Source organism: Candidatus Woesearchaeota archaeon (assembly GCA_016192995.1).
GTDB lineage: Archaea > Nanobdellota > Nanobdellia > Woesearchaeales > DSVV01 > JACPTB01.
Window position 1 is genome coordinate 76254 of record JACPTB010000013.1, and the last position, 24333, is coordinate 100586.

Consider the following 24333-nt stretch of genomic DNA (forward strand, 5'->3'; position numbering starts at 1 on the left):
AAAATTAATAAAATACACTATTATTGCCGATATATGGCTAAAAAGAAGAGCAGTTCTAAAAAATTCAAAAAAGCACCATGGTTGTTAAGAGTGTTATGGATTATGAAAGTATTATGGTTCATAATCAAAAGTATTTCTCAAGGAATATATTATACATTTAAAGGAATATATCTTGGTTGCAAAAAATTGTATTATTGGTATAAAGAACTAAAGGAGAAAAAAGAGGAAGAACGGTTAGCTGGATTACAAACTGAAGATTCTGAAAAAAGCAAAAAAAATATAGTTCCTATTGTTCAAGAATCATTTGCAAAACCTAAAAGAAAATCAACGTATCAACCTTTGAAACTGATTGAAGCAATTAAAGGCAGCAAAGAAGGTTTTGAGCAGCGCTTGTTGACGAGCGCTAGTTTGATTGGTATTATTCTCGGAGCGCGTGGCAGTGGAAAAACAGGGTTAGGATTGCGTTTATTAGAGAACATTCATCATGAAACAAAACGGGCATGTTTTGCGATGGGATTCAAGGATCTGCCAAAATGGATCACAACAGTAGACAAAATCGAAGACATTGAAAATAACAGCGTTGTTCTTGTTGATGAAGGCGGCATATTATTTAGCTCCCGGCAATCGATGAGTGAAAGCAACAAAGTATTGACTGAACTCATTTTAATTGCGCGGCATAAAGATTTAAGCATTATTTTCATCTCACAGAATTCTGCTAATATTGAAATTAATGCGATACGACAAGCTGATTATCTGATGTTAAAGCCAAGCTCATTATTACAAAAAGATTTTGAGCGGAAGAAAATAAAAGAAATTTATGATGAAGTTGAAGAGAAGTTCAAAAAGTATAAGAAGATCTCCGGATTAACCTACGTGTATTCTGAAACCTTTAAGGGGTTTGTCAGCAATAATCTACCAGGGTTCTGGACAACCACGGTTAGTAAGGGATTTAGGGAGAAATTGTGATTTACTCGCGTTACTGAAACATTTATAAATTATGCTTAATTTCTCTTGATAGTGAGTAACGATGAGTTTAGATGAGTGTGTGCTTTTTTTTGGTGAGTGTTGGTTAAGACCTGAACAAGTACCAACCCCTGATACTTTGGTAAATAGGTTTATGACCGAACACGGTCTTACCTATACATTAAGATCTCAAGGAGAGATTTATATTGATGTTACTCCATTAGCAGCAGCACGAGAAGGATTTGATTATAGAAGATTTGTACCAGAGATAATAGCTGTTGGAGATGTTATTATAGTAGGATTTAAGCAACCTGAAAGAGAAAAAAGATGGTATTTAGAAGTTAGAGAAGGTATTGATCCCGCAGCAGGAGCAAATATTGGTGAGGATAGTTTAGAAGGATATCGACCTGCAGGACGTGATTTGGGAAAAGAACCAACTGCTGTAAGATCAATAGATGGTTGTTATGTACCTCCTTTCTCTAATGCACTCTTATCTCCTTTAAGATTAGGTTATCAAGTAGAGGTTTATGATGCAACCCAAAGAACTCCGTCAGGAAGTGATGCAGTTCACGATGTTACTATCATGTCACCAAATCCAGTAAGTTGTATATTTCTTAGGAAATATGTTGGGGAAATAACGGTATCCCAACAGAAACCTTAATTATTTATATTCAATAGGTTATTATCTAAATATTATGTTTATCTGTACGTAATAAGTCTGGGGGTTTAGCGCCTATTTTTGTGAAGCTCTTCTTAAATTTATATTGGGGATTTTTCGGAGTTCCAGAGAGAAAAATCCAATTGATATATGCTTGAAAAGCTGAACCGGCGCTAAAACCATAGAAGACTTATTACGTACGTTTATCTGCATTAAAATCACTTATTTCAATTTTGTGGTTAATACTACACTTTCTTTTACTGTTTTAATTTTATCAAGTATCTCTGTGGGAACATATAGTTCTACCTTTTCTTTAGTATAGATAACTCGCTCTATTTTCTTGCAGAAGATATCCATAAAAGCAGTGTGTATTTGTGGAAGATTATTTTCAAGCATTGTATTTTTAATGATGTTCTTTAGTTCCTCTTCTTTTTCTTCTAATTTTTTCAACTGAACTTTAATATCGTAATATTGCGTAAGTATATTTTGATCTATGATCGAAATGCTATCCGCTGAACTGAACTCAGGAACATACACTTTAGGAAGATTTAGTGAAATATCCTTATTTGCATCTAATGCCATTTTTGCTTTTTCAGTTATTTTTATAACCATCATCTCGTACTCAAGACCGACATTAATGGATACAAGATATTCTTGTGAGATTAACTGCTCAATAAGATTCTTTATTTGATCGAGAGAAAAAGCGCTTAAGCATCCGTAATATTCATCAGCATCAATATGTTTATAGCTATTACTAATAGTTTTGCTTCCGTAAAGTATCTGCGAAAGTGTTGTTTTGCCAAACTGGATTTCAAGATTTTTAATTAACGTGAGAATACTATATGCAACTTCTTTTTGGTTAGTTATATTAATTTTTATCATTTGGAGATGCTCTTGAATTATGCTCAATGGACAGAATATCTTTAATGGTTTCTCCCATTTTCCTTCCAAATCCACTATATTGAGCTATGGTAGATGGTTCTGCATTAAAAATATTCTGCAAATTACCGAAATGCGACAATAATAACTTAGCACGTTTATAACCAATACCTGGAATAGTGAGAAGCATTTGCAGAGGTATTTTTGAGAGTGGAAGTTTTTTTTGCTTATGCTGAATCATACCAATATCCCTATAACGTAAACTATTGCTTTCTAATAATCTAAGAACATGAACTGTTTGCTTTTTACTAAAAGTAATTATTACTTTTATGCTTAAAGTAGATAAAATAGTGATTATTGGACCATAGATAATTTGATTATATCGTATTGATGAAATATCTTCTGTTTCTATGATCAGATAACATACTTGATAACAATAACGTAAACGCTCTAATTGTTCAAATAAACGATGAGAGGCAAGAGAAGCAAGAAAATCAGCATAGGTTTTTCTTTCAACCGCAATCTTGCCAATAAGGTAATCACCAGGAGTAAAATATTTGACTTCAATTTTGGTTTGCTCGCTGAGCAAGATTTGCATTTCTTTTGGTTCATGGCAGTTGACTAATATCATTGGTTATAGCCTTATTGGAGAGTTCACACTGGACAAGCGGAAAGATTACGGAAAATTGGAATTATTTAATTTATGGAACAATTAATAAGCCTTTTTTCTCTGCTACTAATGAAACTTCATCGCCAAAATCATATTCGTTCATTAATTCTTTTGGTATTCTAATGCCATAACTTAAACCCCATTTAGTTAATTTTACACGATATTTCTTCATGGCACGATATTTATTTGCAACTTGATGCAGTTGGTTCATATTCAGTATTTCCTCTCCACAAGAGTTACATTTATGATAGGTATAACTAAATCCTTCTGGTGTTTTATCTTCTAATTCAACCATTTTATTTTTACATTCTGAACATTTTTTCATCTTAGTTTCTCCATTCTACGGTGAATATTTTTATTTTTTGTCCGGTTATTTCTCCTACACAAATAACAGATCTTGATATAAATTTCACGTAATTTTTACCATAATAGTTTACTTTGCCTGTCATAATAGTGTTTTCAATTAAATCTGGATCAATATTACGTTCCATTGCCCGAATAAAGGCGTAACGTTTGATTTCTATTTCATACTTAGATCTGTCCATGCCTCAATAATACTAAATGATATTAAATGATATTAAATGATATATATAAATATTATCATTTGTATTAACCTCAATAAGATTTTGACACTCCCAGTTTATATACTCTACGTCACCATGTCCAGTGGAAACGGTAATTTCGAAACCATTTCGAAGACTTCGAAATGTTTACGTGTTGTTTTATAAAGTTTCAAGTGTAATAGGTTAATTTGTCTTAATTTTCCCACTGGACATCGTATTGTCTAATAGTAAATTGTTTTTAAAATTTAGAATTTGTTTTTTATAGGCTGATTCGAAAATTCACACTGGACAAGCGGAAAGATTATGAGAATTAAAATAATAAAGTAAAAAGTAAAAGAAAAATTAATCAGTACATACTCCCTCATTGCATCAATACGCAGTTTTTGGCGGTTACCCTGAACCACTGATTAAGAAAATAGATTATAAAGAATATCTTTTAACGTTATTTAATTCCATATTGTACAAAGATATTGTAAAAAGGTATAACCTACGAGCAACAAAAGAATTAGAAGATCTTGTCACTTATTTATTATCTAGTATTGCATCTGAATATTCCTATCATAAATTATCAAAATTGACTAAGATAAGCACGACTACTATTCAAAAATACCTTAGTTATATGGAAGAAACATTTATTTTTTTCAGTGTGAATAGATTTTCTTATAAAGTTAAACAGCAATTATCAACAAATAAAAAATATATTGTTATGATAATGGATTCATATATGCAAAGGCTTTCAGTATATCACCGAATATAGGTAAACTGTACGAAAATATAGTTGCCTACGAATTAAAGAAAAAAGAACTCTCTAACCAATTACAATTCTTTTCGTGGAAAAATGTTCAGCAGGAAGAAGTAGATTTTATTATAAAAGAAGGAACAAAGATAACGCAATTAATACAAGTATGCTCCGATCTTAATAATGGAAAAACAAAGGAACGTGAAATACGCGCTTTATTAAAAGCTTCAAAAGAATTAGACTGCAACAATCTGATGATAATAACTTCAGATTATGAAGGTGAAGAAGAAAAACAATGGTTTGATTTTCATGGAAACATTAAATTTATTCCGTTATATAAATGGTTGATCTCAAATAATTAATTCTTTCCTGTTTCCCAAAGCAGATTAAAGAATTTATCATAAGATTCTGCTGCTGCTTTGTTGTGGATTAAAATCCCTAATGGTTTTTCTGTCCAAATTAAAATGCCAATTTTATCATTTCGTATAATGGTTTCTGTTAATGGTTCAAACCCTGTTTTAGTGTAACGGATTTCTGAATTAGGGTATTTTGCTTCAGCTTTCCAGAACTGCAATGATTCATTAAATATTAATTTTGCGGTTATTCCTTTTTCTGCTCTTTTTTTATGATAAGAAACCCACCAGTCATCACCTAATATTAAAGATTCTTTTGCTGATCCAATAGTGTGATGTTCATTGCCGCCTGCATCCAATAATTCAAACAATAATTCTTTGATTCCTCTTATACCGCGAAAGGTTGTTATTTCTGATGTTTCTTGGGCTGTCTGTTGTTTGATTAAAAGTTCGGGAAGAATTTGTTCAAATCGTTCTTTCTTCTCATTAATAAATTCAATAATATGTTTTGGATCAGCTGCTTGATAATGATTTATTTTGCCTTCTTTGATTGATGAGATTAATCCTTTTTCTATTAGTTTGTGCAACGTCATATGAACAACCGAATTTTGCAGCCCTGTTTTTTGGAGAATGGGGCCAGCTGTAGAAGTACCGAGTTCTAAGAGCGCTAAATAGATCTTGATTTCTGCCTGAGTAAGGCCAATGTCTTCTAAGATTTGTCTATCTGGCATTTTAAGTCATTTATTAGTTCATTTATTTTTTAATAATTCATCTAACTTGTTTTTTATTTCAGGAAGTATAATCTTTGCAAATTGATATGCTTCCTCTGTTTTTCCCAATGATATTTTCTGGGCAAGATACACTGAATTATTTCTCAGTATTCTATAATTATCGAGAATAACTATTTTTTCTTGCGACAATAATTTTTCTTCATATAAAAATGAAATTAAGGCTTCATGCGAATAAGGCTTATATCCTTTTAGTTCCATTAATGACTGCGCTGCTTCCCGCAAACATTCATAAATATCTTCAAAAACTATTGATGATTCCTTTTCTGAAATTTCTTTAATTCTGTTAAGACGAATAGTTGCTTTTTCAACAAATGCTTTTGCCATGCTTGTATTGGAAATTGTTTTTCTTACCATGTTTTCTTTTACAAAATAATCAAATGGTTTTATCATCATATCAACTCAACAAATCCTTCTAAGGTTATTCCATTGGCAAGCGAATTTTTGAATTCTCTGCTGATATTTTCAACAGTTAAAACATGAATGTTTATTTTTCTTGCAAGTTTTTTTTCAAATTCTGTTATATCTGGAATCTCTTTTTGAGATGCAAATATTGCAATATCAATATCACTTTTTTCACTATCAGTGCCATTTACGTAGCTGCCAAACAATATAATTGCTTTCGGATATTCATAATATTTTTTGAGCATTTCTATCAATCCTACATCATATAATGAATAAATATTATATAACCGCTTCATATGAAAGAAATTTGCGTCTGTATTAGGACTGATTTCTTCAGTAGTATCTGTTTTATGCGACACTAGCAAATTTTCTTTCTTTAGTCTCTTTACTATTTTAATAATACCTGTTGCTGATAATCCTGTTAAACGAGCAAGCTCACGAATATGAAACGATTTTTGCGGATACTTAAAAAAAAGTTCCATTACCTTGAAGTTGTTGTCTTTTGTTATCATATGTAAACTATAGTTGACAACTGATATTTAAAGTTTATGTAATCTTCTTGCCATTATAATATATGCTACTTGAATTAGCTTAGATATAAACTTTTTCTTTTATACTCCATAAATGGAGAATTACTATTTAAATATTAGCAGATAAGTATTATTGTTAAGTGGTGACAAAATAACTATGAAATCAATAAACATTGGCGATGAATGGAGTAAAGTATCATCTGAACTTGAGCAAGAAGTTGCTAAATTAAAGTCGTATGATACAACATTGCTCAGCGTACTTGGGGTCATCAAAGGAAAGAAGATATTAGATTATGGTTCTGGTCCTGGAATTTTAGCGAGCGTGCTATGCAGAGAAGGCGCTGATGTTTATGCTTATGATATCTCTGAAGAAATGCGACAACAGACTGGACAAAAGATAGGACATGGAAATGTGTATGCAACAAAAGAGGCAATACCTGATACTCATTTTGATGTTACGATATGTAATTTAGTGGTATGCATTGTAACTGATGATGAAGTAAGAACTATTGCAAAAACTGCTGCTGAAAAAACAAAAGATGACGGAACAATCTATATTGGATTTTGCAATCCGCTTATTTATGATTGTCCTGAATCGCGGCTTGATATTCGTCATCAAACAGAACATAATTATCATGAAAATCATGTTTATCGAAAGACGAAGAAAGAAGGCAATTATGATATTTTAGAAATGCACAGGCCACTTTCGTGGTATGAAGCACTTTTTCGAGAAGCTGGATTGGAAGCAGTACAAACACATTTCACACCAGCGTATGAATTTAGAGGAAGAACAATACAGGATTTTGCGATTGTTGAATTAAAAATATCTGTTAATGGTGTTAAGAGGGAGAAGTAAAATGACATGGATAAACAGATGGGCAGGATCGTATACGTTTCTTTCCTGTAGCTATTGGGCTCAACAATACTCAAAAACCTTATCGAGAATTCTTGGAAAAGGATTTGAAAATGGTTTATTTATCCATAAACAAGGAACTGCTTCATTTTTTGTTAAAGAAAATGAATTTAAGGCATTTGGACAATATTTAGCAGAAAAAATTGCAAACTCTGAAATTGAAGCACTTACATTATTGAATAAACTCAAGGAAAATACTGACCTCATCATGAATATCATGGATGAATTTCAAGGGATGATTTTAACGTCAGAACAATATGCTGTATTTCATAAAGTATTTGACCAACATTTAGCATATCATAATTTTATGAAAAAGACCGTTGATTTTTTGGATAAGGAACAATTAGAAAAACTATTACCTTATTTTCAAGATGCCAGAAAATATTCTGAAGCTGTTTACAGCAGAACAGAGCAATTTTTCAGATCATTAACAACAGCGATAGCTATTAAAGAGAATTATAATGCTCAAGCTCTTACTTGTTTGATGCAAGAAGAATTAGAGAATTATATTAAGTGCGGTATTTTGCCATCTGAAGGAAAACTTAGTATGCGATTTGATGCTAGCGCTATTTTACTTGAACATGGCAGCATTAGATTATTAACTGGATCAGATGCTTTGCAATTAGAACAAAAATTATTTTCAAGCAATATGACACAAATTAAAGGTATTGTAGCATTTAAAGGCAATGTTAAAGGAACTTGCAGAATAGTTTATGATCCATTTAAAGAACATACATTCAATAAAGGTGATATTTTAGTAACTGGCATGACAAGACCTGAATTTACGCCATTTATGGAAAAAGCTGGAGCTATCATTACTGATGCTGGCGGCTTATTATGCCATGCTGCAATTACTGCACGAGAAATGAAGATTCCATGTATTATTGGCACTGAAAAAGCTACTCGTGTGTTTAAAGAGGGCGATATCATAGAAATAAATGAAAATGGCGTAATTAGAAAATTCAACACTTAGTTGCCATAGTTTTCCTTGTTATATAATACCAGACATAAATAAATCATAACATTTAAATAGTAGTTCATATATATTAATATGAATAGGTGTATTATTATGTATGAAAATGATTATAAAAACGCAACAATTACATTTCGCCCGGATTTAGAAGCTTTTTTGCAGTTATTAGCGGATTTAGATAAAGATATTGAACTCTTTGCATTAGGTGGAACTGCAATGATTTTAGCAAATATCAAAGAATCAACAAAAGACATTGACTTCTTAACAACCTTAGATTACGAACAACTTCGCATATTACTACAATTAGCTGGATTGAAAGAAAAAAATACTACACGGTTATGTAACACTTGGTTCCTCAATAATCTTCGCATTGATTTTTTTTATGATGCCTTTATTTTAGGTTATTCTCTTCCAGATGATTGGAAAAAATTATCAATTCAATTGAAATCAATCGGAAAAATAAGATTATATATTCTAAATTGGTATGACATCATTATTACAAAATTATCACGTTCAGAAGAAAGGGATATTAATGATATTCTATTCATCTTAAAAACTCAAAAAATTGATTTTGCAATTCTGAAGAAACGATATTACCAGTATGCGCCAAGCTCTTTGATATCTGATTATGATCTAAAATTTAAACATCTTGAATTTAGATTAGGTGAACTATAATGATCTCAGCACAACTTTTTACCTACCTTGAAAAAAAAGGTTTTTCATTGGATTTTCCAAGTTATAATACCATTGAAGAACCAATAATTGAAATACTTCTGGAAAATAATTCTAGGATTTTATTAGCGTTGCCATTGTTGCTTCATGAAAAGTTCAGTTATGAAATTATTACAAAGAGATTATTATCATATTCTTCAGGATCTTTGTTATTAAAACAGTTTCATAGAATAATACTTATAACTAATAAGATTTTTTTATCAGAAAATATTGATAATTCCCTTCTTAAAGAAATAATCGATCAACATTCAATTCATGAACCTTTTGATGATAATGAATTCCAATATTATCTCTCTTCGTTCCAAGAATTTCAAACAAATGCAAAGCAAGAACAGGAGATAATAATAAAAGAACAGATTGCTATAAGAAGCAAACTGCAGCTTAACAAAGCATTAGCTCTTCTCTTTGCTCCAGCAAAATTAATAATTATGCAAAAAATATATAGTCATGAAACGCTTACAAATACTGAGTTGAAATATTATTATAAAGCAATTAGACCATTAATCTTTGCCATTCTCCAAGAGGATGCACAAAAATATCTTAAGATTATCGAATCAATTAAGAAATATAAAAAATAATTCTTTAGTGTTAAGGTTCATCCATCTGTCACCTTAATCACATGCCACCCAAACTGCGTTTTCACTGGCTGGCTGACTTGTCCTTTTTTTAGGCTGAACGCTGCATTTTCAAATTCTTTGACCATTTGACCTCTACCAAAATAACCTAAATCTCCTCCTTTTTTCCCGCTGGGGCAAAGCGATCGTTCCTGGGCAATTTGTTCAAAGGGCTTATTGCCTTGGCTTAAGATTAACAATACTTGTTTTGCTTCATCTTCTGTTTTAACTAAAATATGTGATGCTCGTATTTTACTTCCCATGATTACACCTCGTTGTTATCAATTTCTGCGCTTTCTTTTTGTTTTTTTATTTCTTCGCGATGTTTTCTTCGCATTTCTTTCTGCTCTTCAGTCAATTTTTGCCTTGCTGAAGGATTTATACCTGGCAACTGTTGGTTGACTATAAATGCTTTTCGGGTTGCGTACTGTACAGGGTTTTTTATTTTTTGACAAAGATGATCAGGTTGACAGACGCCAAGATCTTGATAAAAGGACATGCAATTTGGAGGGAGCATTTTCTTTTTTGTTGCTTTCCTATGATTAAGCTGGCCTCGAATTATTACTTCACGCAATTGTTCGGCATTTTTTTCATTCCATTGCAGCAACAATGATTCTATTTGTTGATGCTGCCACCCAACTTTTTCCAAGAAATTTGATAACGCAAACATAAAACGCTTTTTACCATCATTCATTCCTTGCAAACCTTTTAACATACAAGGTGGGAAAAGATCGATAGGAATTGCTTGTTCTGGAATATCAAATTCTTTTTTTAGAGCCATAGTTGGGTCTTCGTAAGTAATTACTGGTTTATATTCAAAAGCATTAAACAATAATTTTCCAGCTTCACCGTTGATAGTAGATGAAGAATCTAAGAAGATTATTTCAGTAGTTATTTTAGAAGGCAAGGCGTCCTGTTTTTCAAATGAAAGGATGCTATTCAGCGGAATTGGAACTGAGCAGAGTCCTGTCTTTTCATGCAATGAAAATGGCATTCGATATAAATGTCGGGATGAAATAAGAATAGTGTCTATTTCTAGCACTTCAGAAAGGTCATATTTTCTGATGAACTCTTTGCTGTTGCATTTTTTACAGAGATTTGCTTTTGTTGTTTGCATCATTTCTATTGTTTTACAATCAGGGCAAAGCTGAAATTGCATATCCCTTGCTTCAATTATTTTTTTCTGGCATTGTGGGCAAACAAATTCGCTTGTTTGTTGAGATATTTCTTGTTTATTACTGCATTTTTTACAGTAAACTTGCTCAATGTTTTCTTTATGAAGTTCTTTTGCTAGTGATTCTTTTGATTTATTTGATAGAAGATATTCAACTAGCTTAGGTTCAATTCTGTCCTTTAAATAGAGGGAAATACGCTTAGGTGCTTCGGGAAATAATAATCGTGTTTCTTTTCCTTGAACAGTGTCAGGAAATGCAGCAAATGGAACTCCAATATGAAATCCTTTTGAGCCTGAGAATTTTACTGAGATACTATTGACGCCATGAGCTTTCAGTTCTTCGACTAAAAGATGCGCAATATATTTAGCATACTCCCAAAATTTACAATCAATATCCAAAACAAGGTCCCAGCCAATTCTTAGATCATCCAACTCATCTTTTTTTAAGGTTGGACTTAATTGCAAAGGATTGCTCCAATGCTCCTCACTTACGTGTAATGAAGTACATCCTTGTCTTGCAACTTCGAGAATATCCTGTGGATACGTAACAATATCAGGGCGTTTGCCAAAACCATCTTCACCAAATTTAAAAGCAACCTCTCTATTTTGTGATGCTTTGATCATTGCTTCAGCTATATCTTTTCGCTTGTAATGTTTGAGAATAATGCTAGGATTGAGCATGTTCTCAAGGATGATAAAGCAATTTATATGACTTATGGTTGAATATTCGGCACAATCCAATTTGTAAGTGATATTGCGAAAAGTGCCACCATCTTTTTTGCGAGGCTTATCTGATATTTCATCAAATGCTATCCGAGGTTCCAGAGAGGATAGCATCTTCCATAACAAACATCTACAGCCGAGCCGATGGTGGCACTTTTCGCAATATCACTTACAAATTGGATTGTGTCGAATATTCAAAAAACTATTTATACTTGAGATTTATCTGTATAAAAAATGACTACTACTTTGGATAAAATCTATGTAACTGTTGATATCATCATTAGATACAAAGGAGGCATAATATTAATTGAAAGAAAAGAGCAGCCACTTGGTTTAGCGCTGCCTGGTGGGCATGTTGAATTGGATGAAAGCTGTGAGCAAGCTGCTGTTCGAGAAGCTAAGGAAGAAACTAATCTTAGCGTTATTTTATTAAAGCAATTAAAAACATATTCTGACCCGCAGCGTGATCCGAGAAAAAGATGTATTAGTGTTGTGTTTATTGGTGAAGGTTTTGGACAATTAAAAGCTGGTGATGATGCAAAAGAAGCGCATGTTTTTTCTCTCGATAAAATCCCTAGAGATAAGCTTTGTTTTGATCATAAACAAATACTGATTGATTATATGAATGATATTGAAGAAGATGAATGATGTTTAGAGTGTTTCTCTCTTATGATTGTATAACATTGTTGTTGCTCACTTGAAAAATGATTGGATTGTACTTGTTGTTTTCAACCCATGACCGGTAAAAGCTGAAACAATTATTTCATTATTTTTTGATTTGGAAACATATTTTTTAACTCCTGCAGTCCCTGCTGCTGAAGTTGGTTCAATATAATATCCTTGTTTAGCCATATCTTGCCAAGCTTGTTTGATTTCCTGTTCTGAAACAATGATTACTGTTCCTTTTGTTTCTCTTATTATCATCAGTAATTCTGTTCCACGAATAGGATCTGCTGTTGCTATGCCTTCTGCTAAAGTATCTTTTTTAGTAATTTTGGTTGTAGTGTTAAGATTTTTCTTAAAAGCATCATATAATGGGCTGCAGTTTTCAGCTTGCACTGCAATAAACTTAGGTAGTTTTGAGATAATATGCGCATCCAATAATTCTTGAAAGCCAATGTACGTGCCCAGTAATAATGAACCGTTTCCTACGGGCAGAATAATTGCATCAGGGACTTTCCAACCGAGCTGTTCTGTTACTTCAAAAGCAAATGTTTTTGTTCCTTGAAAAAACCATGGATTATAGCGATGACTTGCATAAAATATTTTCTCTGCAGCCTTCATAGCTACTGCTGCAGTATCTTCACGAGAACCTTTAATTTTATGAAGTTTTGCGCTATAGGCTTGTATCTGTACTAATTTTCCCGGAGAAGCATGTTCTGGAACGTAAATATGAGCAGTGATTCCTGCTTTGGCTGCATACGCTGCGATTGATGAACCTGCATTTCCTGATGAATCCTCAATCACTTGTTTAATACCTAACTCTTTTATTTTGCTCATTAACACTGTTGTTCCACGATCTTTAAAAGAACCAGTTGGAAATAATTGTTCTTGCTTGATAAAAACAGTTTTTTTGTTGATCGTGATTGGAAGCAGCGGTGTAAAACCTTCAGCAAAAGAAACAATGTTTTTGTCATGATCCAAGGGAATAGCTTCACGATAACGCCATAGTGTTGGTTTTCGTTGTTTTATTTTGTTTAAAGGAAACTTTGGCTTGAAATTAATTTTGAGAAACCCTTTGCATGCTGTACACTGCCAAATCTTTTCGTTTAAGGGATGGGTTTTTTTACAATGTTGGCAAATAAGGTTATTCATGCGATAATATATAGATTGTTTTTTAAAAAACTTTCCAAAACTATATAAGTTACTTCGTCTTCACTCTTGATTATGGGACTGTTACAGAATTGGTTAAAAACTGCCTTATTATTAGGGCTGTTAAGTGGATTATTGTTATTTGTAGGGCAATTAGTTGGAGGAGTGGGTGGATTAACGGTTGCGTTAGTCATTGCATTAGTTATGAATCTTGGCAGCTATTTCTTTTCTCATAAATTAGTCTTATGGATGTATCAGGCAAAACCTGCTGATCCTAAAAAACATAAATTCCTCTTTGATACTGTTGCTGAAATCTGCAAAAAAATGAATTTGCCAATGCCTAAAATATATATCATACCTACAACATCATGCAATGCATTTGCAACAGGAAGAAATCCTGAACATGCGGTTGTTGCCTGCACTGAAGGCATTTTAAAAGTACTGACCAAAGATGAACTTAAAGGTGTATTAGCGCATGAATGTAGTCATGTTAAAAACAGGGATATCTTAATTGCAACGATTGCTGCAACGATTGCTGCAGTGATTAGCTATGTTGCTGCTATGGCGCGATGGGCAGCGATTTTTGGAGGATTTGGCAATAGAGACAGGGAAGGAGGAAGCAATATCCTTGAATTTCTTGTCCTTGCAATTATTACGCCTATTCTTGCGGTGATCATTCAGCTCGCAATTTCACGATCACGAGAATATTTGGCTGATCATAGCGGAGCTAAATGTTTAGGAAACGGCGAGAGTTTAGCACGAGCTTTAGAAAAATTAGAAGCACATAACAAAGCAGATCCGTTGAGGTTTGGGAATAGAAGCACTGCTAGTTTGTTTATTACTAATCCCTTTAAAGCTGATGTATTCTTGACCTTGTTTTCTACGCACCCTAGTACTAAATCGCGTGCTGAAAAACTGAGAAATTTGAAGTTTTAATTATTCCTAATCTCCGTACGTAATAAGTCTGGGGTTTTAGCGCCTACTTTTGTGAAGCTCCTCGATATCTTTATTGGGGATTTTTCGGGGTTCCAGAGAGAAAAATCCAATTGAAATACACTTCAAAAGCTGAACTGGCGCTAAAACCATGGAGGACTTATTACGTACTAATCTCCGTTTTCCCAAGGGAATTTTGCGACTTCAGTGACGGTGCCTAAGAAATAATCTGGTTTTATTTCAGTATGTGGCATGATGTATAAGCATGCAGTTTTAACACGAGCACCTAATGATTCAAAATATTGTTTCCCGACAACTATACTCTTGCCGGTTTCTAACATATCTTCTACAAGAAGAATCTGTTTATTTTTTACTTCAGTTACCACATCAGCAAGAATTTTTCTTTCATTTCCTTTTCGCTCCATTTTAATAATGCTCATATTGGGTACTTTTAATTCATGAGAAAGAATTAAGGCAGGCACTATACCTCCACGAGCAAGACCAATAATAATATCAGGTTTATAATCCACTTTTTTCGCTAAACGCTGTACTTCCCACGCTGCAACATTCCATTCCATAAGATGGTAATGAAATAGAGGTTATATTTAAAATAATGCTCTAAAAGTATGTAATAAGTCTTGGGTTTTAGCGCCTACTTTCGTGAAGCTCTTATTAAATACATTTTTGGGATTTTTCGGAGTGCCAGAGAGAAAAATCCAATGTTTAATCACATCTAAAGCTGAACCGGCGCTAAAACTATGGAAGACTTATTACGTACCTCTAAAATTCACTATAATCGTTATCTAATACTTTTTTAATGTTCTTTGCTTTTATTTCTCCAATAAGATCAACTTGTTTCAAGTCTTCTTCAGTTGCATTAACGAGATTTTTTATGTTTTTGAATTTTCTCAGTAAAGGTTTTGCTAATGTTGCTCCAACCCCTGGCAATGCTGAAACAAGATATTCTTGCTGTTGGAATATATCTAATGGTTTTTTTGAACCATGCAAGGAAAAATCCCTTCCTTTCTCATCCTGCTCTCGTTTTGCAATAGTGTACAGCATTGCTGCAGAATCTTTGAATGTTTTTGTATAAATAAGCGGAATGTTAAATGAAACTGTTATTGTTGCTATCATGCCTCGAATAGCATTAGGATTAATGTTTCTTATTGAGTAAAGATCTTGCATCCCTTCAACAAGAACGAGGGGTTTTTGAAAAGTGCTTTTCATAATTTTTATCTGTTGAAGAAGTCTTCCATCAATTAAACTATCAATAAAATCATCTTGGGTTTTGTATTCAACTGCTGCATCGCTGCTGAGAAGATAATCTGCAGTCTCAAGCTTTTCTAAAGTTAGTGAAGCGCCTAATTCAAGAAGTTCCTTAATGACTCCTGAACCTTTTTCACGATAATCTGCAAAGATTTTAATCGGCTGCTGTTGAGGAGAAAAATCACTGAGAGTTTTTGCTGGCTGCTTTCTTTCAGGTTGTGAGAATTTCATATTAGTGCGCAATGTTTTTAAGGTAGTGTACATTCTTTTCTCTTTATGATGCGCGCTCCAGCGATACCCTTCATCTCTGGTGTCTTTTGTCATGAGAATGATGACTTCACCTTTCTCGCTTCTTCCTGTTCTTCCGCGACGCTGAATATGTCTAATTGCTGAGGGAATTGGCTCATAAAAAATAACAAGATCAACTTGGGGAATATCAAGTCCTTCTTCGCCAACACTGCTTGAAACGAGGACATTGAACTTACCATTTCTAAATTCTTCCAACATAGCAATCTGCTCTTTCTGTGATAAGCCTGTTTCTTTTTTTTTTGCCTGGCCCACAAATAATTGTGCTTTAATATTCTGCAAGAGGTTAAGTTCCCCCATGATTTCTGATCCTGAATCACGATATTGGGTAAAAATAATAATTTTATAGTCTGGATTTTTCTGTATTCTATCTTGAACAATCTCTTTTAACTTATGTAGTTTAGGATGTTTTATAGTTTCTTCCATCAGCGTGTTGGTTTTAATAATTGCTGATCTGAAGTTAAGATCTCGAACAAGATTTTGAACTGCCTTTACTTTTGACGTTCGAGCCTGCATTTGAATAGAAGAGAGATAGTTATGTAATCCTGCAATACTTTGTGTTTCGAGAAGTTCTATTGCATGTTGGACTTTCATTGCTTCTGCAGCTAATGATAATGATTTCAGGACTTCAAGCTCTCTATTTCCTGATGCTATTTCTCCCTGAAGATGTGCTTGGAGCTTAAGAATATCGGTTTTTGTTGCATTTGTTGCAGTATTTTGATCAAGATAACCCAGCGAGCTTATTTCTTTTAACTTTGAAATGAAGCAATCGTGAAGATATTTATGCACTGCTTTAAAGGTATCAGGTAAAATAACTTCAACCCATGCAATATCCACTTCCTGAACATAGGGTTTAACATCAGGATCTGAATCTATTCTGACTTCAATCTCTTCAATAAAGAGATTGGTAATGACCTCATTGATTTTTTCTAAATCACTTCCGGGGGATGCAGTTAATGCTAAAATTCTTGGAAATTTTGCTGTTTTTTCATATTGTTTTGCAAGCCAAACATAGCTATAATCGCCTACAGCACGATGCGCTTCATCAAATACGAGCAACGATACTTCTTCGAGATTAATACGTTTACTAATCACATCATTTTCAAGCCCTTGTGGTGTGGATGAAATAATAACTGCATTTGACCAGAGTTCTTGTCTTTTTTCAGGAGCTACTGAACCAGTGAACATGGTTATTTTTTCAGAAGCAACGTCAAGGTGGTCAATAAATCGCTGCATAATCTGCTCAACTAATGGTTTTGTCGGAGCTACGATGAGAATTTTAGATTGTGGGTATTGGCGCAAACGGTGGGCAGCTAATAACACTGCAAGATTTGTTTTACCCAAGCCTGTGGGGAGAACCACAAGGGTGTTTTTCTCAACACAGGTGGCAAGAATAGTTTCTTGATACAGCCGTGGCTTGAAGTTTTTAATCATAGTTGGGTATATATAGGGTCTTTTATATACTTTATCTCGAACATGGCTCTGGTGAAAATGTAGTTTTAGCGCCTATTTCGTGAAGCTCTTCTTAGGAGATATCGAGGATTTTTCGGAGTGCCAGAGAGAAAAATCCAATCGAAATCTACTTAAAAAGCTGAACCGACGCTAAAACCTGAAAGATTTTCACCAGAGCCCTCGAACATGGCTTCATCCAAAAATGAGGTTAGCGCCAGCTACACACCAGCTGCATTAAGCAAGGTAAATATTCTTTATCTTTTTCTCTATGAACTCTAGGTGATGATAAGAATAGAGTTTTATTTCTGGTTTGAGAGTTTGATTGTGAGTGTAGGATTGTTTATAATCTCCGTTGATCTCTAATAAATTATTAAGAATAGTTATAAAATATTCTTTTTCTAATTGTTTTGAAGGTTTTATGTTGTCTTTGAGCCTGATTTTAATATTAAAATGAACTTTTTTCTTATGGTCAAAAACTGCTGCTATTTTGAAGCTCTCTGTTTTGTCCTGTAATGATTTATTTTTATTGATTGCCATTTCTATCTGCTGGGGATAGACATTTCCACCATCTAAACTTATAGTGCCGTCACTTCTCCCGACAACATAAAGGAATGGAAGCTTGAGAATATCATCTTGATGTTCACGAAGAAACGCTGCTACATGGTTTGGCTCGAATTCACGAAGTATCTCAATCATAGTATGATAGGTAATAACGCCGCCTTCATCCTGGAGATTATATTTAATTTTCGGTGAACAAATATCTAAATCTAATAACGAAATGTGATATTCTTGTTTTCCTTGTTCTTCATTTATTGTTGAGCGGATATAATGCATTGAAGGGTTATATTGAAAAATCATAGGAATTCTGTCTTGATTAAGAAATAATTTTTCCCGAAGAGCTTTATTCTTTGCTGCTAAACCACGTATCCATTTGCTCATTGTTGTTTCAAAACCTATCCCTATATCTATATCGCTAGCTCCATAAGAAGAGATGATTCTTGCGCCTGGTTTTAATTGTTGCTGAAGATATTCATCCCAGCCATAAATCACTCCTTCACCGCCAGTTAAAAGATGGATAGTAAATTGTTTCAGGTCAATTTTCTTTTTTGCTTCTTCGATCATGTTTCTTATAAAGGGAGGATAACCAGCAATAATGTATTTATATTTTGGTCCAAATGCCTGCAAGGTTTTAATAATATCATCGTTATCCTCTGCAGTGTTTTTTACTAAACCAAGATGTTCAGCTATGATGCAGAATTTTATTCCTGTTGCCCAAGCCCCAGAAGACCAAGCGCTGAGAATAATATAATTTTCTTTATCAGCATTAAATACATAATTAAATTCAAAACAGGCAGCTTTGAACACAATATCTTCTTCCCGTAATGACCTTATCCAATCGGTAGGATTGCCTGAAGTTCCTGAGCTTTCATCAATATTGCCTGTTTTAGGGATTCTTCCATATTGGCAGCGATCTTCATAACTATATTTCTTAATGTAGTTTTGCTTATTGGTTTCAGGAACCAAGGTATCAAAAAGATCCGGAATAGTTATTTGATTAAAATCTATCTTATGATGTTTGATGAATTTTTGATATGCAGGTGTTGTTTTCAAGCAGTGCTGGAATAACCTTACTGCTTTTCTTCGTGAAATAATTTCTAAAAAATCAGGATCAATGGTTCTTAAGAACCATTGACTAATATCAAAATTATTTAACATTTTATCTTCTAAGAAATCATATAACCATAATGGTATAATTTGTGCAGTAAATTTCCACATATACTTTTTTTGTTTTTAATCCTATATATACTTTACGTAAGAAAGTACGTAATAAGTTGGGTTTTAGCGCCTACTCTTGTGAAGCTCTTCTTAAATTCACCTTGGGGATTTTTCGGAGTTCCAGAGAGAAAAATCCAATGTTTAATTACAAGTGAAGCTGAACTGGCGCTAAAACCTAGTGAAGACTTATTACGTACGTAAGAAATTTTATAAATAAAGGTTCATCCCATTTACTATTGAGATGTAGTTAAAGGTTGAATGTTTATTGGCAGTAGTCTTGGATTTGAAACTTCACCATAAATATCCTTGTTTATGGAGAAAGTAACCAACATAAATTCCAATGAGATAAATAACTACAATGACACGTGCGCTGCCTAAGCCGCGAATGAAGCTTCCAACAACAAAGCCGATTAAGAATGCAAGAGCAAATAACGAAAAAATTAATCTCGGCTGATAGCGTTTCATATAAAACATTCTTCCCATTATCATCCCTGAAGCAAGGATTATAAGATAGGTAACTATAGTATTTCTTGAAACTAATGATAAGAGCAATGCTAAAATGATGATCCCTAAACTCGACCATTCCACCCATGTTTCAGAGATATTCATCCCCTTTTTGTGATGCAATAAGCCTGCCATGCTACGTCGCGCTCTTTTCAAAGGTTGCATAATACACGAGCCAAATTAATCCGCCGCCTAACAATGCAAAGATTAAGGAATAAAATTTAATGCTATATAACATGATATATGAAAATAATGTTCCAAATGTAAATACATACCATAATCGTGAGCCGTAAAACATGTGAATTCCGTCGAGATTAGGCAAGGGCAAAAATGTCCAGACAGCATAATAGAGATTGATAAAGGTTAACAAATTAAAGAAGTCTGGCATAATATGGAATAATGCTAATGTCTTGAAAAAAGTTGCAAAAACAAGGTTAGATATTGGACCAGCTGTTGCCAGTAATCCTTGAGTAATATAATTTAATCCATACCTAAAATGCCCAATTCTTTGCACTGCCATGTGTGTTAATACCATTCCCCCTGGCAAAACAATGTACCAGTTTCCTTTAGTAAGAAAAGCAAACATTACACCAATAATAAGTCCTGTTGGCCAAATCTTGTATTCGGATTTTAGTCCCATTTCCAAAGCAGCAACTTTATGACCTGCTTCGTGAACAACGACCGTAATAAACAAAATAATAACCATTTTTAGATAATTAAAACCCCAGTGTGCTGCATTAAATGTTTCACTTTTATCATTATAACCAAAAATAAATGCAAGAACAAAAATAGTAATAAATACATCTCGAACTTCTTTAATACTAAAGCGAAAATGCCTTTTAATACGATAACGAAGTTCAGTTACATTGGTTGGCATAACCTTCTTTTTGGGATTGTTTATTTATATAGTTTGTTACTTCTTGGCTCTGTCCCGAATCTCGGCTAATGCCTCGGTTTTGGTGCCGTGATTATCCCACTTGTTTATAAGAAGGAAAAAATTCCCATTGTAATTTCCTTTTTTCCCACTGATTAATTGGAAAGATAATCACCAGCATGGCACCAAAAACTTCATTCGGGACAGAGCCTCCTACTTCTTATTTAAAATCTCTAATAACCCTTCTATATGACCAGCTCCAACTATAATTAAAATCTTTTTGCCTGGGTTCTGTTTAATCAAATGAAGAATATTTCTTGCCATATACGTATTACGTTCTTCAACCAAAACACGGTAAATCTGAGGATATTTTTGTTTCATGAGTTTTGTAAGTTTTTTAATCAATGTTTGAGAAGGAACTTTTTTAAGATCAAGAGTTCTTACATCAATGCCTAGTTCTTGCTCAACTTCTTTACTCTTAAAAATTGCGCGAAAAATCTCTTTAATAAATCGCCATTTTTCTCTCCAGGTGATTGCTTTTGAAAACCGCTGCAAGGTTATTTCAATATCCTGGTCAATAAGAGCAAGATGAATATGATTTTTTCTTGCAAGAGTTACTGCTTCAAGCATTTCCCGGCCTGGAATAGCGCCAACAAGATTTCCTAATTTTTTTGAACCCCATGATCCTAACAACGCAAAAAAATATCCTTTAATCCCTACTTTAAACATGGTTCTTAACGAGAAACGATGCTTTTGCTGAGACATCAATGCAAACAAGCGTTTTTTATCCAATTCAATAGTAATAATATCAGGTTTGTTCTTAGTAATTTCTTCCTGTATCTGCTTAACACTCTCAGCTGCAATATGTGAGGTGCCTAATAGTTTTACTCGAGTAATTGGTTTGTTTATTGGTTTTTCATCCATGACTTCTGCGGCAAACCCCTTAGTATAAAAATCTTTATAAATAACTCGGTTTTTTCAACAAATATGACTAATATACAGCCATCACCAGCCACTACTGCTCCTGCTTCTCAAAATTCATCTCCCCTCTTTAATAAGATAAAAAAAATCTACGTTGAAAAGTATAAGTTGCTTTTGATTATTCCTTTTTTATTATTATTTTTTGCGTTTGCGCAACTTGGTTATCAATATACAACTACGGGAAGTTTTGTTAAAAAAGGTGTCTCAATTAGTGGTGGAGTTACTATCACCATATTAGATCAGCAAGAGCATGATTTAAGTCTGCTTCAACAACAACTTCAGACACAATATCCTTCAAAAGATATCGATATTAAAAAAATTACTGATAAAGGAAAAGATGCAGGACTTCTTATCGAAGCAAATTTGTTTTCTAACGATGATATTGAATTATTTTTGATGAGTCTTGAGTCAATACTCGGAAAAACAAGAGATACGTTCAACGTTGAGATTACTGGTCCTAGTCTCGGAAAAAGTTTTTTCAGAAGTTTATTGAAAGGATTAACTATTGCATTTATTTGTATGGGTATTGTGGTTTTTATTTATTTTAGAACCCCTGTTCCTTCATTGGCAGTTATTCTTGCTGCGGCATCAGATATGATAGTCACGCTTGCTGTAGTTAATTTGTTAGGAATGAAACTATCAACTGCCGGCATAGTTGCATTTTTGTTTTTGATTGGATTTAGTGTTGATACTGATGTTCTCTTAACTATTAGAGTTTTAAAACATAAAGAAGGAACTTATATTGACAGAATATTCTCTTCTATTAGAACAGGAATGACCATGACCTTAACAGCATTAGCAACAGCAATTGTTGCATTGCTCTTTTCAAATTCCGAAGTGATCAGCCAAATTATGACTATTTTACTCATTGGGCTTATTGCAGATATTATCTTTACCTGGATTCAGAATGTAGGGCTTTTACGGTTATACCTTGAGAGGAAAGAACATGAATAAGTTTAAGTTGCTTCTTAAAAGCCCGCGAATAGTCATTGTATTACTCTTGTTGCTTGGAGCGCTTATTCTGATTAATCCTGCACTTGATGACCAAGGAGTAGCTATAAGGTCAATAGCAAAAGATAGCTCTGCTGCTAAAGCAGGGCTTGCAAGCCCTCAGCCAGCAGATAAGCCGCGGATGCGAGATGTTATTACGACGTTTGATGGTGTCAAAATAAAAGATCTCGAGCATTTTCAACAGCTCGTTGAAAATCTTGACGTTGGACAAGTTGTCCCTCTGATTGTTAAAACTCATTTTACCTATGATACGAATAATAAAAGAAAATTTTCCTTTCGAACGCATGAAGAAGAATTTATTATTAAAGTCGAACCGCTTGTTGAGATAATTACGCTCAATGAAACTGAAGAGAAGACCTTTGAAGAACTACAAGAGGTTCAGAAAGAGATTAATGGTTCTCTAGTCAGTGTTAATGAAACAGTTAATGTAACAAAACAAGTTCCTAAAACAAAAGAGAATATTATTGGCAAAAAAGAATTAGGATTGCAAGTATATGCAAAGCCAAGGACTAATTTAAAAAAAGGGCTTGATCTCGAAGGGGGAACACGTGTTTTATTGCAACCTCAGAAACGTGTTAGTGAAGAAGACCTTAATTTAATTATTGACAACCTTAAACAACGATTAAATGTCTATGGGTTAAGTGATCTTGTCGTAAGAAGTGCTGGTGATTTTGTATCTGATACACAATATATTGTTGTTGAAATTGCCGGTGCTAATGAGCAGGAAGTTAAAGATCTTATTGGAAAACAAGGCGTCTTTGAAGCAAGAATTGGCAATGTTACTGCATTTAAAGGCGGACAAGATATTAAAAATGTTTGCCGCACCCCTGATTGCAGTTTTGCGGTAAGTCCTTATCGAGGATGCTCATCTGGTGATGGTGGTTGGGCATGCACATTTCAATTTAGCATCACATTAAGCAGAGAAGCAGCTGAACGGCAAGCAGCTGCAACAAGAAACCTTGAAGTACTTCCTGGAGGAACAGGAGGAGAGGGTGTTTTAAGCCAGAATATTGATTTTTACCTTGATAATGAATTAGTTGATAGCTTAACTATTGCAGCAGGATTAAAAGGAAATGCTGAAACTAATATTGCTATTTCTGGTCCAGGCAGTGGAAAAACTGAACTAGAAGCTAGGGCAGACAGTGCTAAAAATATGCGCAAATTACAAACAATATTGATTACCGGTAGTTTGCCGGTCAAATTAGATGTAGTGAAAACAGATAGCATCTCTCCATTACTGGGAAAAGAATTTATTAAGAACATTCTGTTTACTGGGTTTGTAGCAATACTAAGTGTAGCTGTTGTATTATGGATAAGATATCGGCAAGTTACCCTTTCGTTAACTATTTTATTTACTATGGTTAGTGAAATAATTTTAACCTTAGGTCTAGCAGCAGCTATTGGTTGGAATATTGACTTAGCAGGGATTGCAGGTATTCTTGTTGCTGTAGGAACAGGTGTCGATGACCAAATTGTAATTACTGATGAAACATTGCGCGGCAGCAAAGAACGATATTTAAGCTGGAAGGATAAATTTAAGAAAGCCTTTTTTATTGTTTTATCAGCGTATATCATCACCGTTGTGGGTATGCTGCCTCTTATTAGCGCTGGTGCTGGTTTATTGCGTGGATTTGCAATAACAACGATTTTAGCAATATCCTTTGGCGTATTCGTAACAAGGCCTGCATTTGGAGTTATTATTGAAAAATTGCTATATGATGAAGAACCATAATTATACGAG

At 33.7% G+C, this 24333-nt stretch carries 28 protein-coding genes; 12 read left to right on the forward strand and 16 right to left on the reverse strand.

Going from position 1 to position 24333, the window contains the following annotated elements:
- The first annotated feature begins 33 nt into the window (after positions 1-33).
- Both HYY69_08205 and HYY69_08210 read left to right on the forward strand, forming a co-directional pair.
- The gene (locus HYY69_08205) at positions 34-966 is read left to right on the forward strand and encodes a hypothetical protein (protein ID MBI3033430.1); all 933 of its coding nucleotides are present in this window, start codon (positions 34-36) and stop codon (positions 964-966) included.
- Between the two features lie 61 nt (positions 967-1027).
- Positions 1028-1624 (forward strand): hypothetical protein, encoded by a 597-nt coding sequence (locus tag HYY69_08210; GenBank protein MBI3033431.1) that lies wholly within the window; start codon positions 1028-1030, stop codon positions 1622-1624.
- A 219-nt stretch (positions 1625-1843) separates the two neighbouring features.
- On the opposite strand, the gene HYY69_08215 is transcribed toward HYY69_08210, so the two are convergent.
- From HYY69_08215 to HYY69_08230, 4 genes are all read right to left on the reverse strand, one after another.
- On the reverse strand, positions 1844-2503 hold the full coding sequence (locus HYY69_08215; GenBank protein MBI3033432.1) for a hypothetical protein: 660 nt from the start codon (positions 2501-2503) through the stop codon (positions 1844-1846).
- Positions 2490-3131 (reverse strand): hypothetical protein, encoded by a 642-nt coding sequence (locus tag HYY69_08220; GenBank protein ID MBI3033433.1) that lies wholly within the window; start codon positions 3129-3131, stop codon positions 2490-2492. Before HYY69_08220 ends, HYY69_08215 begins: the two co-directional genes overlap by 14 nt.
- Before the next feature lie 70 nt (positions 3132-3201).
- Positions 3202-3495: an AbrB/MazE/SpoVT family DNA-binding domain-containing protein gene (locus HYY69_08225; protein MBI3033434.1), complete on the reverse strand. Its 294-nt coding sequence runs from the start codon at positions 3493-3495 to the stop codon at positions 3202-3204.
- 1 nt (position 3496) lies between these two features.
- Positions 3497-3715 (reverse strand): hypothetical protein, encoded by a 219-nt coding sequence (locus HYY69_08230; GenBank protein ID MBI3033435.1) that lies wholly within the window; start codon positions 3713-3715, stop codon positions 3497-3499.
- A gap of 382 nt (positions 3716-4097) precedes the next feature.
- On the opposite strand from HYY69_08230, the gene HYY69_08235 reads away from it, so the two are divergent.
- Complete coding sequence (locus HYY69_08235) at positions 4098-4490, forward strand: ATP-binding protein (GenBank protein ID MBI3033436.1); 393 nt, start codon at positions 4098-4100, stop codon at positions 4488-4490.
- On the forward strand, positions 4430-4834 hold the full coding sequence (locus HYY69_08240) for an ATP-binding protein (protein ID MBI3033437.1): 405 nt from the start codon (positions 4430-4432) through the stop codon (positions 4832-4834). The genes HYY69_08235 and HYY69_08240 overlap by 61 nt, the downstream gene beginning before the upstream one ends.
- Here HYY69_08240 and HYY69_08245 read toward each other — a convergent pair.
- From HYY69_08245 to HYY69_08255, 3 genes are read right to left on the reverse strand one after another with little or no spacing between them, the layout of a single operon-like run.
- Positions 4831-5556 (reverse strand): hypothetical protein, encoded by a 726-nt coding sequence (locus HYY69_08245; protein MBI3033438.1) that lies wholly within the window; start codon positions 5554-5556, stop codon positions 4831-4833. The two genes, HYY69_08240 and HYY69_08245, sit on opposite strands and share 4 nt — an antisense overlap.
- 18 nt (positions 5557-5574) lie before the next feature.
- The gene (locus tag HYY69_08250; GenBank protein MBI3033439.1) at positions 5575-6009 is read right to left on the reverse strand and encodes a hypothetical protein; all 435 of its coding nucleotides are present in this window, start codon (positions 6007-6009) and stop codon (positions 5575-5577) included.
- Positions 6006-6530, reverse strand: a complete 525-nt coding sequence (locus HYY69_08255; protein MBI3033440.1) for a nucleotidyltransferase domain-containing protein — start codon at positions 6528-6530, stop codon at positions 6006-6008. Before HYY69_08255 ends, HYY69_08250 begins: the two co-directional genes overlap by 4 nt.
- A gap of 175 nt (positions 6531-6705) precedes the next feature.
- Between HYY69_08255 and HYY69_08260 the strand changes: the two genes are divergently transcribed.
- The 4 genes from HYY69_08260 to HYY69_08275 all read left to right on the forward strand — a co-directional run bounded on the left by HYY69_08260 (position 6706) and on the right by HYY69_08275 (position 9744).
- The gene (locus tag HYY69_08260) at positions 6706-7404 is read left to right on the forward strand and encodes a class I SAM-dependent methyltransferase (GenBank protein ID MBI3033441.1); all 699 of its coding nucleotides are present in this window, start codon (positions 6706-6708) and stop codon (positions 7402-7404) included.
- A gap of 1 nt (position 7405) precedes the next feature.
- Positions 7406-8434: a hypothetical protein gene (locus tag HYY69_08265; GenBank protein MBI3033442.1), complete on the forward strand. Its 1029-nt coding sequence runs from the start codon at positions 7406-7408 to the stop codon at positions 8432-8434.
- 96 nt (positions 8435-8530) lie between these two features.
- Positions 8531-9109 carry a hypothetical protein gene (locus tag HYY69_08270; protein ID MBI3033443.1) on the forward strand — a complete coding sequence of 193 codons (579 nt, stop codon included), beginning with the start codon at positions 8531-8533 and terminating at the stop codon, positions 9107-9109.
- On the forward strand, positions 9109-9744 hold the full coding sequence (locus HYY69_08275) for a hypothetical protein (protein MBI3033444.1): 636 nt from the start codon (positions 9109-9111) through the stop codon (positions 9742-9744). Before HYY69_08270 ends, HYY69_08275 begins: the two co-directional genes overlap by 1 nt.
- 17 nt (positions 9745-9761) lie before the next feature.
- Here the strand turns inward: HYY69_08275 and HYY69_08280 are convergent, their stop codons facing one another.
- Together HYY69_08280 and HYY69_08285 are read right to left on the reverse strand one after the other, a co-directional pair.
- Positions 9762-10043 carry a peptidyl-prolyl cis-trans isomerase gene (locus HYY69_08280; protein ID MBI3033445.1) on the reverse strand — a complete coding sequence of 94 codons (282 nt, stop codon included), beginning with the start codon at positions 10041-10043 and terminating at the stop codon, positions 9762-9764.
- Positions 10044-10045: 2 nt separating this feature from the next.
- Positions 10046-11635 (reverse strand): hypothetical protein, encoded by a 1590-nt coding sequence (locus tag HYY69_08285; protein ID MBI3033446.1) that lies wholly within the window; start codon positions 11633-11635, stop codon positions 10046-10048.
- 276 nt (positions 11636-11911) lie between these two features.
- On the opposite strand from HYY69_08285, the gene HYY69_08290 reads away from it, so the two are divergent.
- On the forward strand, positions 11912-12325 hold the full coding sequence (locus tag HYY69_08290) for an NUDIX hydrolase (protein ID MBI3033447.1): 414 nt from the start codon (positions 11912-11914) through the stop codon (positions 12323-12325).
- Between the two features lie 45 nt (positions 12326-12370).
- Here HYY69_08290 and thrC read toward each other — a convergent pair whose 3' ends face one another.
- Positions 12371-13492 carry a threonine synthase gene (thrC, locus tag HYY69_08295; protein MBI3033448.1) on the reverse strand — a complete coding sequence of 374 codons (1122 nt, stop codon included), beginning with the start codon at positions 13490-13492 and terminating at the stop codon, positions 12371-12373.
- Positions 13493-13564: 72 nt separating this feature from the next.
- Here thrC and HYY69_08300 point away from each other — a divergent pair, with 72 nt between their 5' ends.
- Entirely contained in the window at positions 13565-14425 is an 861-nt protein-coding gene (locus tag HYY69_08300) for a zinc metalloprotease HtpX (GenBank protein ID MBI3033449.1), read from the forward strand.
- 167 nt (positions 14426-14592) lie between these two features.
- On the opposite strand, the gene HYY69_08305 is transcribed toward HYY69_08300, so the two are convergent.
- The 6 genes from HYY69_08305 to HYY69_08330 form a co-directional block, all read right to left on the reverse strand.
- Positions 14593-15000 (reverse strand): hypothetical protein, encoded by a 408-nt coding sequence (locus HYY69_08305; GenBank protein ID MBI3033450.1) that lies wholly within the window; start codon positions 14998-15000, stop codon positions 14593-14595.
- A 202-nt stretch (positions 15001-15202) separates the two neighbouring features.
- Positions 15203-17428: a DEAD/DEAH box helicase gene (locus tag HYY69_08310; GenBank protein ID MBI3033451.1), complete on the reverse strand. Its 2226-nt coding sequence runs from the start codon at positions 17426-17428 to the stop codon at positions 15203-15205.
- A gap of 252 nt (positions 17429-17680) precedes the next feature.
- A complete protein-coding gene (locus HYY69_08315) occupies positions 17681-19222 on the reverse strand; it encodes a GH3 auxin-responsive promoter family protein (GenBank protein ID MBI3033452.1) in 1542 nt (513 codons plus the stop codon).
- Between the two features lie 291 nt (positions 19223-19513).
- A complete protein-coding gene (locus HYY69_08320; protein MBI3033453.1) occupies positions 19514-19861 on the reverse strand; it encodes a hypothetical protein in 348 nt (115 codons plus the stop codon).
- 1 nt (position 19862) lies between these two features.
- A complete protein-coding gene (locus tag HYY69_08325) occupies positions 19863-20603 on the reverse strand; it encodes a M50 family metallopeptidase (protein MBI3033454.1) in 741 nt (246 codons plus the stop codon).
- A gap of 210 nt (positions 20604-20813) precedes the next feature.
- Entirely contained in the window at positions 20814-21524 is a 711-nt protein-coding gene (locus tag HYY69_08330; protein MBI3033455.1) for a TraB/GumN family protein, read from the reverse strand.
- Positions 21525-21587: 63 nt separating this feature from the next.
- Between HYY69_08330 and HYY69_08335 the strand changes: the two genes are divergently transcribed.
- Together HYY69_08335 and HYY69_08340 are read left to right on the forward strand one after the other, a co-directional pair.
- Entirely contained in the window at positions 21588-22535 is a 948-nt protein-coding gene (locus HYY69_08335; protein ID MBI3033456.1) for a hypothetical protein, read from the forward strand.
- A complete protein-coding gene (locus HYY69_08340) occupies positions 22528-24324 on the forward strand; it encodes a PDZ domain-containing protein (GenBank protein ID MBI3033457.1) in 1797 nt (598 codons plus the stop codon). The genes HYY69_08335 and HYY69_08340 overlap by 8 nt, the downstream gene beginning before the upstream one ends.
- The last annotated feature ends 9 nt before the right edge of the window (positions 24325-24333 follow it).